Consider the following 11,174-nt stretch of genomic DNA (forward strand, 5'->3'; position numbering starts at 1 on the left):
GCGACGTCCACCCTCGCTGCCATGGGCATCGAGACCGTGCTGGTGGCCGGGGCGACGGGGAACGTGGGGGCCGAGGTGGTGCGCGCGCTGCGCGGGGTCGAGGTCCGCGCGCTCTCGCGGCGGGGCACGGCGGTCGGGGACGCGGTCCCCGTGGCGGGGGACCTCGGCGACCCGAGGTCGGTCGCGCACGCCTGGCGCGGCGTCGACGCCCTCTTCCTGCCCGCCGGACACCCCGTCGAGCTCTTCGCCGACATGCGCGACGCCGGGGTGCGCCAGGTCGTGCTGCTCTCCACTGGCGCGGTCGTCGGCGACTCCGGACCGGCGTGGACGGTGCTGCGGCCCAGCGGGTTCATGTCGAACGCGCTGCAGTGGACGCCACTGCCCGACGTCGTCCGCGAGCCGTTCGCCGACGTGCCGGTCGCCGTGGTCGACCCCGCCGACATCGGCGCGGTGGCCGCCCGCGCGCTGACCGACGACGGGCTCGCCGGGCACAACCTGCGCCTCACCGGCCCCGCGGCGACGCTCCCGGCCGACCGGCTCGCCGTGCTCGCGGAGCTGCTCGGCCGCGACCTGCGCCTCGAGCCGGAGCCCGACGACGAGGCGCGGGCCCGGATGGGCGCGGCGACGCCGGCCGCGTACGTCGACGCGTTCTTCCGCTTCTTCCGCGGCGGCGAGTACGACGACGGCCGGGTCACCACCGTCGTCCCGGATCTCCTCGGCCGCCCCGCCCGGACATTTCGGGAGTGGGCAGAGGTTCACCTCGACGCGTTCCGGGCGGAGACTGTCGGGTCATGAAGACCCGTGTCGACCTCAACGCCGACGCCGGCGAGAGCCTCGGACGCTGGAAGCTCGGGCACGACAGCGAGCTGATGGCCCACGTGACCTCGGTGAACGTCGCCTGCGGCTACCACGCCAGCGATCCGGTGACGATGCGCGACTCCGTGCGCACCGCCGTCGCGACCGGCACCGCGATCGGCGCCCACCCCGGCCTGCCCGACCTCGTCGGCTTCGGGCGCCGGCGGATGGCGCTGCGCCCCGACGAGGCCGCCCAGCTCGTGCTGTACCAGACCGGGGCGCTGCAGGCGACGGCGCGCGCGGAGGGCGCCGAGGTCGTGCACGTCAAGCCGCACGGCGCGCTCTACGGGATGGCGCTCACCGACCCGGACATCACCAGCGCGATCACCGAGGCGGTGCTGCGCCTCGACCCCGACCTGATGATCTTCTGGCTCGCCGGGCCGACCGCGGAGCTCGCCCGCTCGCTGGGCGCCACCGTCGCCCGCGAGGGCTTCGCCGATCTCGAGTACAACGACGAGGGCCACATCATCGTCGAGCCCGAACCGAAGGCGAAGGACCCCGACGCCGTCGCGCAGCAGGCCGTCGACCTGCTCGAGGGGCACGTGACGTCGACGACCGGGAAGCGCCTCGACGTCGAGGTCGACACGATCTGCCTGCACGGCGACCGGCCCAACGCCGTCGAGATCGGCGAGGCCCTGGTGCGGCGGCTCGACGGGCTCGGCGTCGAACGGGTCCCGGCCGGGAGCCTGCTGCGGGGCTGAGGGCGGCTAGAGCCCGATCAGGTGCCACATGATCAGGCCGTGGACGTCCTGGGCCTCCTCGGGCGAGACGCAGCTGACCTCGAACATGTTCCGCCCGACCTTGATCCCCACGACGGTCGCCTCGGTGACCGGCTGATCGACCGTCGTGATGTACGAGCAGCTGACGATCTGCTTCAGCGGCACGGACGTCAGGGCGACGCGGCCGTCGTCGTACGCCGCGTCCATGAACAGCACGCGGCGGTTGGTGACGCCGATCAGCGCGGTGGGGCCGTGCCGGTCGCCGAAGATCCCGTAGATCTGCTCGCCCTCGAGGATGTCGCGGCGGATCGCCTGCACACCCGGGCCGTGGTGGGAGACGGAACCGGCGCGGTGCTCGGGCCTCATCGGCCCCGCGAGCTGCCCGGACTCGGCGATTCGACCTTGGAGCGACATCGGTCTCTCCTCGTGGCGCGCGGTCACGACTACTCACCGCAGTGTGCGGGTCACGGTGCGCGAAACTCCAGACCGCGGGGTGATTCGCTGAGCAGATAGGTCCCTCGGCGCTAGTCCACTACTCCGGTCGGAGCGCGTCGAGGATGTGGTCGAGCTCCTCGACGGGGCGCCCCGGCGGCAGCACGATCGCGGGTCGCTCGGCGCCGGCGGCCCGCCAGCGCTCGAGCGCGGCGCGCGCCTGCTCGGTGTCGCCGTGGATCGTCAGCTCGTCGAGCAGCACCTCCGCGCTCTCCGGGACGTCGGTGGTGCGCCCGGTCGGGTTGGCGGCGACGACCTCGTCGACGGCGCCGCCGAGGCCGTGCGCACGCAGCGTCCGTGGGTACAGCGGGCCCATCGAGGTCAGGTAGAAGACGACCCACCAGGACGCCATGGCGCGGGCGATCACGGGATCGTCGGCGACGGCGGTCGGGATGCCGGGACACACGACGGGGAGGTCGGCGCGGCCCGCGCGCGCGGCGCCCTCGCGCAGGTCCTCGCGGATGCGCCCGAGCCCGGAGCGCGGGAGGAAGAAGGGATCCCAGCCGTCGGCCAGCTCACCGGCGAGGCGGACCGAGCGCGACCCGAGCGCGGCGAGGTGCAGGGGCACGCCGGTCCGCGGCGGGACACCCAGCCGCAGCCCTTTCGCACCGGTCGTGGGTTCCAGGCGCTCGCCGCGCAGCAACCGGCGGACCTGCACGGTCACGGCCGCGAGGTGCTCGACCGGCCGCTCGAACGGGACGTCGTGGAGCCCCTCGGCCAGCGCCGGGCTGCCCGCACCGAGGCCGAGCCGGAAGCGTCCGCCGGAGACCTCGTCGAGGCTCGCGGCGAGCATCGCGATCGTGCCGGCGCTCCGGCCCCAGGTGTTGATCACCGAGACGCCGAGGGCGATGCGCCCGGTCGCGCCCGCCACCTCGGCGAGCAGGACGCCGGCGTCCCACCCCCACGCCTCGGCGACGGTGAACGTGTCGTAGCCCAGCTCCTCGGCGCGCCGGGCCAGGTGCAGGACGACGTCGTGGCGGGTCTCCATCGGCGTCAGGGCGACCCCGAGCCCGCTCACGGCGCCGCCAGGAACGACGCGACGACCGGGTTCACGAGGTCCGGGCGCACGAGCGGCGCCATGTGCCCGCCGCCCTCGAGGGCGTGGACGCGCCAGGCCGGGCGGAACTCGGCGAGCAGCGCCACGAGCTCGTGGATCGGGCGGCGGGTCGCCGGGTCGTGCACGAGGAGCGTCGGGACACCGGTCGGCGCGACGTCGTCCAGGGTCAGGTCGGGGTCCGTGACCGCGTCCCACTCGTGCCGGTTCGGCGGCAGCGCGGCCACGAACGCCGCCCGTCGGGACGCCGGCATCGCGGACCACGCGCCGTCGCCGAGCCAGTAGTCGGCGAAGCGCGGAGCGGCGGCGTCCCAGGTCCCGGCCGCGCCGTGGCCCTGGATGTGATCACGCAACGAGCACGCCTCGGCGAAGGCGTCGGCGCGGCCGTGGCGGGCGAGCAGCGCGACGGGGTTGGGCTCGAGCAGCACCAGCGCCGACACCCGCTCGCCGAGCTCGACGGCCGCCCGCATCGCGACCGCGCCGCCGAAGGAGTGGCCGACGAGGGCGACCGGCTCGTCGGCATCCGGGAGCACCGCGTGCACCAGCGCCGCCTGGTCGGTCAGCCGCTGCGGGCGTTCCTCCGACCACGGCGGGGTGCCGCCGTACCCGAGCAGGTTGATCGCGAGGACCCGGTGGCGGTCTCGGAGATCGGCGACGAGGGCCTTCCACTGCCGGTTGCCGCTGACCGAGCTGTGCAGGAGGACGACGGGCGGGCCCGTGCCCGCGTCGAGGACGTCCACCACCGTGCCCATCCCGACGACGCTAACGTGACCCAGGTCACCACGGAACGACCAGCGCGTACGCCTCCGCTCACGCTCCGGACCCGAGCCGCGCGATCAGCGTCTTCGGGCCACCTGGCGGTAGGCGTCGGCGACGACCTCCCGCACCTCGTCCCACGCCGGCCCCTCGGCCCGCAGGTCCAGCCGCATCGCGATCCAGTCGCGCCCGCCGAAGGGCGGGCCGAAGAACTGCTCCGGGTCCGCGGCGACGAGCTCCTGACGGGCTCCCGGCGGTGCCGCGGCCCAGAGCGCGACGTGCGGCTCGTCGAACCGGTGGTCGGCCGGGTCGACGAACTTCGCGAACGACCGGCGCCGGACGAACCACGTGGGGGCGCCGTGGGTCGGCGCCTCCGTCACCTCGGGCAGGGCGAGGCAGGCCGCCCGCACCCCGTCCAGCAGGGTCACCGCTGCGCCAGCCAGGTCTCCAGCGTCGTGATGTCGTAGGTGCCGTCGACGACCGCGCGCTCGTCGAGCAGGCGGCGGTGCAGGCCGATCGTCGTGGGCAGGCCGTCGACGCGGTACTCGGCGAGCGCGCGGCGCCCGCGCGCGAGGGCCTCGGCGCGGGTGGGCGCCCACACCGAGAGCTTGGCGACCAGCGAGTCGTAGAACGGCGGCACGACGTCACCGGCCATGAGCGCGGTGTCGACGCGGACACCCGGCCCGCCCGGCAGCTCGAGCCCGGTGACCTCCCCCGGCGACGGCAGGAAGTCCTGGTCGGGGTCCTCCGCGTTGACGCGGAACTCGATCGACGCCCCGCGGCAGACGATGTCGTCCTGGCCCACCGACAGCTCGGCGCCGCCGGCGATGCGCAGCTGCTCGGCGACGAGGTCGAGGCCGGTGACCCACTCGGTGATCGGGTGCTCGACCTGGATGCGGGTGTTCATCTCGATGAAGAAGAACTCGTCGCCTTCCACGAGGAACTCCACCGTCCCCGCGCCCACGTAGCCCACCTCGCGCGAGAGCCGGACCGCCGCGTCACACAGGGACTCACGGATCGCCGGCGAGAGCCCCGGCGCCGGGGCCTCCTCGAGGATCTTCTGGCGGCGGCGCTGCAGCGAGCACTCCCGCTCGAAGCAGTGCACGACGTTGCCGTGGGTGTCGGCGAGGACCTGCACCTCGACGTGCTTGGGCCCCTGCAGGGCGCGCTCGACGTACACCGCGTCCGACCCGAACGCCGACGCCGCCTCCCGCTGCGCCTCGACCACCACGTCGCGCAGCTCGTCGGCGGTCGCGGCCGGCCGGATCCCGCGCCCTCCCCCGCCGGCCGAGGCCTTGACCAGCACCGGGTAGCCGACCTCCTCGGCCGCCGCGACGGCGTCGTCGACCGAGGCGACCTCGTCGGACCCCGGCACGACGGGCACCTCGGCCCGGCGCGCCACGGTCCGCGCCGCCGCCTTGTCGCCCATCGTCGAGATCACCGACGACGGCGGCCCCACGAACACCAGCCCCGCCTCCTCGACGGCCGCGGCGAACGCGGGGCGCTCTGAGAGGAACCCGTAGCCGGGGTGCACCGCGTCGACGCCCGCCGAGCGCGCGGCCTCGAGCACGGCGTCGGCGTTCAGGTAGCTCTTCGACGCCGCCGACTTCCCGAGGTGCGCGGCGTCGTCGGCCATCCGCACGTGCGCGGCCTCCGCGTCCGCGTCGGAGTAGACGGCGACCGCGCGGATCCCGAGCTCCCGGCACGCCCGCACGACGCGCAGCGCGATCTCGCCACGGTTGGCGACGAGGACACTCTGCAGGCTCACGTCTCCAGCTCGACCAGGTCCTGGCCGATCGTCACCTCGTCCTCGTTCTCGACGAGGAACGCCGACACCGTGCCCGCCGCGTCCGCCTTGACCTCGTGGAACGTCTTCATGACCTCGACCAGGCCCACCGTGTCGCCCTCGGCGACGGACGCGCCGGTCGTCACGTACGGGTCGGCGTCGGGCGAGGGCCGGTGGTAGAAGACGCCGGGCGTGCGGGACGTGATCTTGTGACTGCCCACGAGCGGAACCCCCAGTGGTCGGATCAGGAGAGCGCGGAACGGATGCGGTCGAGCGCGGCGTGACGGTCGCGGCGGACCTCCAGCGCGCCGTCGAGGTCGACGGGCACGAAGCGCGTCTTGTCGCCGGTCTTGGTCTGGGCCAGACGGTCGCGGTCGACGGACACGACGGTGCCGAGCGTCGCGTAGCCCCCGCCCGTAACGGCGTCCTGCAGCAGCACGATCGGCTCGACGCCGCCGGGCACCTGCACCGACCCGACGGGGTAGCCGCAGTCGGTGACGTTGGCGGGGTCGCTGCCGGCGCCGAAGGGCTGCTCGCGGGGCACGAACTCCAGCTCGGCGCCGCGGAAGCGGTAGCCGACGCGGTTGGCGTCCGGGGTCACCTTCCACTCGGTGTCGGTGAACCGCGCGAGGCTGTCCTCGGTCAGCCGGTAGCTGTGCAGGCCGACCAGCAGGTGCACCTCGGCGGTCGACGGGTGCACCGGCACGTCCGACGGGTTGAGCCTGCGGCCGGCCTTCGGGTCCCGCGCGTCGGAGCCGATCGCGAGCTCGTCGCCCGCCCGCAGCGCGCGGCCCTGGAAGCCGCCGATGCCGACGAGCGTGTAGGTCGAGCGGCTGCCGTAGTACAGCGGGACGTCGATGCCACCGGCGACCGCGACGTACGGGCGGGCGCCGGCGCGCAGCTGCCCGAACGACAGCACCGAGCCCGCGGACACGGCGACCGACTCCCAGAGCGGGATCTCCTCGCCGTCGACGAAGGCCGGGATGTCCGCGCCCGTCACGGCGATCACCGTGTCCTGCGTGAACTCCAGCGTCGGCCCGAGATAGACCGCCTCGAGCGCCGCGGCGCCGGGCTCGTTGCCGACCAGCGCGTTGCCCACGTGGTAGGCGAACGAGTCGAGCGCGCCGGAGGGCGGGAAGCCGATGCTGTAGTAGCCGAGCCGCCCGGTGTCCTGGACGGTGGTCTCCAGGCCGGGGTCCTGCACCCTGATCGTCACCCGTACAGCACCTCCTTCATCGCGGCGTTGGTGCCGTCCGGGTCGGCCAGGAACCGGCTCGGCGAGAACTCCAGGTCCTTGTACGAGTACCGCCACGTGCCGGCGTCGACCTGCGCGCGCACGTCGTCGTACTCGGCCTGGTCGACGCGCCGGTAGTTGATCACGTCGCCGTGCTTGAAGAACACCACCGAGTCGTTCTCGGCGAAGTCCGGCAGGCGCTGCTCGCCGTCGAAGATCGGGGCGGGCGCGGACCCGAAGAGCTGGTAGCCGCCGGCGCCCTTCACCGGGTAGATCACCGCGAACGCGCCGCCGAACCCGAAGGCGCGCTCCGGGGTCTCGGTGCGCGGGCGGACGTACTTGGGCACCTCGACCTGACGCTCCCGCGGCACCAGCTGGAAGCACCACGGCAGGCCCGGGACGAAGCCCATCATCGTCACGAGGTACGGCGACGCGGCGAGCGCGTCGATGAAGTCCTCGGTCGACGAGTAGCCGTTGATCCGGGCGCCGTAGTCGAGATCGGTACCCGTCGGGTCCTGGTGGCGGTCGCGGAACTTCATGAGGACCTCGTGGGTCCACGGGTCGTTCAGCATGATCGGCACGTCGATGATCCGCGACGCGATCGTCAGGTCGTCGGACAGCGACCCGACCTCGCCCTCGATGCGCTGCAGCTCGCGGACGAGGTCGCGCGGATGCAGCCGGTCGGGGTCGACGCGGACCATGTACGACGCGTTCGACGGGGCGATCTCCTCGACGCCCGGGATGGCCTCCTCGGCCAGGCGCCGGGTGATCGCCAGCGACGTGAAGTGCACCGGCAGGCTCATCGCCGGGGAGAGCTCGACGTAGACGAACTCGTCGCCGCCGAAGTCGTACCGCGTCTCGGTGTCGGTGTCGGTGGCGGTCATGGGATCACCTTGGCCGCGTCCGCCACGGCACGCCAGACCCGCTGCGGCGTGAGCGGCATGTCGAGGTGGGTGACCCCGCGGGCGGCCAGCGCGTCGATCGCCGCGTTGACCACCGCGGGCGACGACCCGATCGCCCCGGACTCCCCGATCCCCTTCGCCCCGAGCGGGTTGGTCGGCGAGAGCGTCACGGTCTGGTCGAGGTCGAAGCCCGGCAGGTCGCTCGCCGCGGGCACCGCGTAGTCGGCGAGCGTCGCCGCGGTCGGCTGCCCGGCCTCGTCGAACGTGGCCTCCTCGTAGAGGGCCTGGGAGATGCCCTGCGCGATGCCGCCGTGGAGCTGCCCGTCGACGATCTGCGGGTTGACGATGCGCCCGCAGTCGTCGACGGCGACGAAGCGCCGCACGGTCGTCCGGCCGGTCTCGGTGTCGACCTCGACGACCGCGATGTGCGTGCCGAACGGCCAGGTGAAGTTCGGCGGGTCGAAGTGGTGGTCGGCGGTGAGGTTGGGCTCCATGCCCTCGGGCAGGTCCGCGGCCAGCGACGCCGCGCCCGCGACCTCCTGGATGGTGACCTTCGGCCCCGACGTTCCCGCGACCGAGAACTCGCCGCCGGTGAACTGCAGGTCGTCCTCGGACGCCTCGAGCAGGTGGGCGGCGATCTTCCGGGCCTTCGCGGCGACCTTCTCCGCCGCCCCGTACACCGCCGACCCGCCGACGGCGAGGCTGCGCGAACCGTAGGTGTCCCGGCCGAACGGGGCGATCATGGTGTCGCCGTGGAAGACCTCCACGTCGGCGGGCGCGATGCCGAGGCTGTCGGCGACGATCTGCGCCCACGCCGTCTCGTGGCCCTGTCCGTGGGGGCTCGTGCCCGTGACGACCTCGGCGCGCCCGGCCGTGGTCATCCGGACCGTCGCGGCCTCCCAGCCCCCGCTCTGCAGCCGGACGCCGGCCGCGACCTTGGACGGGGAGAGTCCGCCGGACTCGGTGAAGTTGCCGATGCCGATGCCGATCTCGACGGGCTCGCCGGCGGCCCGCCGGCGACGCTGCTCCTCCCGCAGTCCGTCGTAGTCGACGAGCTCCATGGCCCGGCGCATGCAGGGCTCGTAGTCGCCGGAGTCGTACTGCACGCCGGACGGGACGGTCCGCGGCTCGTCGAAGGGCGGGTGCAGGTTGCGCAGCCGCAGCTCGGCGGGGTCCATCTCGAGGGCGCGGGCGAGGTCGTCGAGGATCCGCTCGTGCGCGTAGGCGGCCTCCGAGCGCCCCGCGCCGCGGTAGGCGTCGGTGGGCGTGAGGTTGGTGAACACCCCCTGGCACGAGAAGTCGTAGGCGCCGAAGTCGTAGAGCCCGCAGTAGGTGAACGCCCCGAACACCGCGATGCCGGGGGTGAGCAGCTGCAGGTAGGCGCCCATGTCCGCGACGAGGCGGACCTTCATGCCGAGGATCTTCCCGTCGCGCGTCGCGCCGACGGTCATGTACTGGACCTGCCCACGGCCGTGGGTGGTCGCGATGTGGTGCTCGGAGCGGGTCTCGGTCCACTTCACGGGACGCCGCAGCCGCCGGGCCAGGACGAGCGCGAGCGCCTCCTCGGCGTAGACGTTGAGCTTCGCCCCGAAGCCGCCGCCGACGTCCGGCGCGACCACGCGCAGCTTCGTGTCGGAGATGCCGCAGATCGCCGCGAGGATGTCGCGCACGAAGTGCGGCACCTGGGTCGACGTGTGGATCGTGAACCCGCCGCCCACGGCGTCGGGGGTGACGACGACGGCGCGCGGCTCCATCGGCGAGGCCATCACGCGCTGCTGGAGGTAGCGGCCCTCGACCACGACGTCGGCCTCGGCGAGCGCGGCGTCGACGTCGCCGACCGCGAGCGGCCAGGTGTAGCAGTGGTTGGTGCCGAACTCCTCGTGCACCAGCGGGGCGTCGGGGGCCAGGGCCGCCTCGACGTCGAACACCCCGGGCAGCTCGTCGTAGTCGACGACCACGAGCTCGGCCGCGTCCCGGGCCGCCGCCGCACCGGTGGCCACGACGACCGCGACGGCGTCGCCGACGTGGTTGACCTCCTCGAGCGCCAGCGGCTGGTGGTCGGGGACGAGGATGTCCTCGGTGACGGGCCAGCCGCAGGGGATGCCCGCGACGAACTCGCCGGCGAGGTCGGCCCCGGTGAGCACGGCGACCACGCCGGCGTGCTCCCGCGCCGCCGTCGTGTCGATCGCGGAGATGCGGGCGTGCGCCACCGGGCTGCGCACGAGCGCGAGGTGCACGGTGCCGAGCGGGGCGATGTCGTCGGTCCACGTGCCGCGGCCCGTGAGGAGGGCTTCGTCCTCGCGGCGCGGCAGGCTCGTTCCGATGTGGGTGGTCGGTCTCGGCACGGTCTCGGTCACCGGGGGCGCTCCCCTCGACGGCGGCGGTGGTGTGGGTCACCGTGGACCGTTTGATCCGTTCTGGGAAGTCCCCGTGATCTCTCGGCGCACTGAGGACAGGACATCCTTGGTTCGACAGGCCCAGACGGGTGCCGTGATCTGTGACCGTCGTCACATTACGACTTGTTTGCCGCGGGTGTCGCTGCCATCATCCCTGGTCGCCACCGGCCGCGGGGGGCGTTCACCCTGCTCAGGGCAGCCTTCACTGCCTGGCGAGGGGTCCGCTCGGCCCGCCACGATCCACGCCATGACCTCGACCCAGAGCCTGCCCGCGGTCCAGAAGTGCTCGGCGTCCTCCTGTGCCTACAACCAGGACTCCGCCTGCCACGCGGCCGCCATCACCATCGCCGGCGACAACGCCGCCTGCGGCACCTTCGTGGAGATCTCGTTCCGTGGCGGCGTGGACGCCAACGGCGTCGTGGGCGCCTGCCACCGCTCGGAGTGCAAGTTCAACGACAAGCTCGAGTGCACGGCCTCGTCGGTGAACATCGGCGCCGGCAAGGACGTCGCCGACTGCCTGACCTACGAGGCGCGGTAGAGCTCCTCGAGCGGCGCGACCGACCCCTCTCGATCCGCCAGGGCCTCCACCACGAGCCCGCGGACGGGGTCGGCGCGCAGCGTCCCGTCGGCGACGGCGAGAGCGGCCACGCTGTCGTCGTCGTCGACCAGGACCGTCGCCCCGCGGGCGGCCAGCCCGGCGAGCGCCCCGAGCACGGCGCGCCGTCCGGTGTGGTCGAGGCCCTCGGTGACCCGGTCCACCAGCACGACCGCGGCGTCGCCCGCCTCCTCGAGGCAGCGGCGCCGCTCCGACACCCCCGCCGCCGGGTCCATCGTGACGCGGCGGATCGCCGACGACGAGTCGTCGAACATCGCCATCAGACGCCGACGCACGATCGGCTCGCCGAGCAGCACGGTCACCTCGGCCGTGGGCAGTCGCAGCGTCACAGAGAACCGGCCTCCTCAGTCGTCGGCCTCCGGCG

Annotated in this window: 13 protein-coding genes; 3 read left to right on the plus strand and 10 right to left on the minus strand. The window is 73.7% G+C overall.

Features of this window, described 5'->3' with window-relative positions; translation table 11 throughout:
* Positions 1-21 precede the first annotated feature (21 nt).
* Entirely contained in the window at positions 22-795 is a 774-nt protein-coding gene (locus EV188_RS10750; protein ID WP_133826184.1) for an NAD(P)H-binding protein, read from the plus strand.
* Positions 792-1,556: a LamB/YcsF family protein gene (locus tag EV188_RS10755; RefSeq protein WP_133826185.1), complete on the plus strand. Its 765-nt coding sequence runs from the start codon at positions 792-794 to the stop codon at positions 1,554-1,556. The genes EV188_RS10750 and EV188_RS10755 overlap by 4 nt, the downstream gene beginning before the upstream one ends.
* A 6-nt stretch (positions 1,557-1,562) precedes the next feature.
* On the opposite strand, the gene EV188_RS10760 is transcribed toward EV188_RS10755, so the two are convergent.
* The 9 genes from EV188_RS10760 to EV188_RS10800 all read right to left on the minus strand — a co-directional run bounded on the left by EV188_RS10760 (position 1,563) and on the right by EV188_RS10800 (position 10,155).
* Positions 1,563-1,988 carry a PH domain-containing protein gene (locus EV188_RS10760; protein ID WP_133826186.1) on the minus strand — a complete coding sequence of 142 codons (426 nt, stop codon included), beginning with the start codon at positions 1,986-1,988 and terminating at the stop codon, positions 1,563-1,565.
* Positions 1,989-2,106: 118 nt separating this feature from the next.
* Complete coding sequence (locus tag EV188_RS10765; RefSeq protein ID WP_208114105.1) at positions 2,107-3,084, minus strand: LLM class flavin-dependent oxidoreductase; 978 nt, start codon at positions 3,082-3,084, stop codon at positions 2,107-2,109.
* The gene (locus EV188_RS10770; protein WP_133826187.1) at positions 3,081-3,872 is read right to left on the minus strand and encodes an alpha/beta fold hydrolase; all 792 of its coding nucleotides are present in this window, start codon (positions 3,870-3,872) and stop codon (positions 3,081-3,083) included. Before EV188_RS10770 ends, EV188_RS10765 begins: the two co-directional genes overlap by 4 nt.
* 84 nt (positions 3,873-3,956) lie before the next feature.
* The gene (locus tag EV188_RS10775; protein ID WP_133826188.1) at positions 3,957-4,304 is read right to left on the minus strand and encodes an MmcQ/YjbR family DNA-binding protein; all 348 of its coding nucleotides are present in this window, start codon (positions 4,302-4,304) and stop codon (positions 3,957-3,959) included.
* Positions 4,301-5,644 (minus strand): acetyl-CoA carboxylase biotin carboxylase subunit, encoded by a 1,344-nt coding sequence (locus EV188_RS10780; RefSeq protein ID WP_243741594.1) that lies wholly within the window; start codon positions 5,642-5,644, stop codon positions 4,301-4,303. Before EV188_RS10780 ends, EV188_RS10775 begins: the two co-directional genes overlap by 4 nt.
* The gene (locus EV188_RS10785; RefSeq protein ID WP_133826189.1) at positions 5,641-5,883 is read right to left on the minus strand and encodes an acetyl-CoA carboxylase; all 243 of its coding nucleotides are present in this window, start codon (positions 5,881-5,883) and stop codon (positions 5,641-5,643) included. Before EV188_RS10785 ends, EV188_RS10780 begins: the two co-directional genes overlap by 4 nt.
* Before the next feature lie 23 nt (positions 5,884-5,906).
* Positions 5,907-6,878, minus strand: a complete 972-nt coding sequence (locus EV188_RS10790) for a 5-oxoprolinase subunit C family protein (RefSeq protein WP_133826190.1) — start codon at positions 6,876-6,878, stop codon at positions 5,907-5,909.
* Positions 6,875-7,780 carry a 5-oxoprolinase subunit B family protein gene (locus tag EV188_RS10795; RefSeq protein WP_133826191.1) on the minus strand — a complete coding sequence of 302 codons (906 nt, stop codon included), beginning with the start codon at positions 7,778-7,780 and terminating at the stop codon, positions 6,875-6,877. The genes EV188_RS10790 and EV188_RS10795 overlap by 4 nt, the downstream gene beginning before the upstream one ends.
* On the minus strand, positions 7,777-10,155 hold the full coding sequence (locus tag EV188_RS10800) for a xanthine dehydrogenase family protein molybdopterin-binding subunit (protein ID WP_133826192.1): 2,379 nt from the start codon (positions 10,153-10,155) through the stop codon (positions 7,777-7,779). Before EV188_RS10800 ends, EV188_RS10795 begins: the two co-directional genes overlap by 4 nt.
* A gap of 286 nt (positions 10,156-10,441) precedes the next feature.
* Between EV188_RS10800 and EV188_RS10805 the strand changes: the two genes are divergently transcribed.
* Positions 10,442-10,732, plus strand: coding sequence for a DUF1540 domain-containing protein (locus tag EV188_RS10805; RefSeq protein WP_133826193.1), 291 nt, complete (start codon positions 10,442-10,444; stop codon positions 10,730-10,732).
* Here EV188_RS10805 and EV188_RS31505 read toward each other — a convergent pair.
* The gene (locus EV188_RS31505; RefSeq protein ID WP_166659814.1) at positions 10,717-11,139 is read right to left on the minus strand and encodes a hypothetical protein; all 423 of its coding nucleotides are present in this window, start codon (positions 11,137-11,139) and stop codon (positions 10,717-10,719) included. The genes EV188_RS10805 and EV188_RS31505 overlap by 16 nt on opposite strands.
* Positions 11,140-11,174: the final 35 nt, after the last annotated feature.

Source organism: Actinomycetospora succinea (assembly GCF_004363095.1).
In the GTDB taxonomy this organism is placed as follows: domain Bacteria; phylum Actinomycetota; class Actinomycetes; order Mycobacteriales; family Pseudonocardiaceae; genus Actinomycetospora; species Actinomycetospora succinea.

Bases quoted from the DNA above. Each gene is read 5' to 3' on its own strand.
- EV188_RS10795 (WP_133826191.1), bottom strand. From the start codon at position 7,780: ATGACCGCCACCGACACCGACACCGAGACGCGGTACGACTTCGGCGGC.
- EV188_RS10770 (WP_133826187.1), bottom strand. From the start codon at position 3,872: ATGGGCACGGTGGTGGACGTCCTCGACGCGGGCACGGGCCCGCCCGTC.
- EV188_RS10805 (WP_133826193.1), top strand. From the start codon at position 10,442: ATGACCTCGACCCAGAGCCTGCCCGCGGTCCAGAAGTGCTCGGCGTCC.
- EV188_RS10750 (WP_133826184.1), top strand. From the start codon at position 22: ATGGGCATCGAGACCGTGCTGGTGGCCGGGGCGACGGGGAACGTGGGG.
- EV188_RS10755 (WP_133826185.1), top strand. From the start codon at position 792: ATGAAGACCCGTGTCGACCTCAACGCCGACGCCGGCGAGAGCCTCGGA.
- EV188_RS10760 (WP_133826186.1), bottom strand. From the start codon at position 1,988: ATGTCGCTCCAAGGTCGAATCGCCGAGTCCGGGCAGCTCGCGGGGCCG.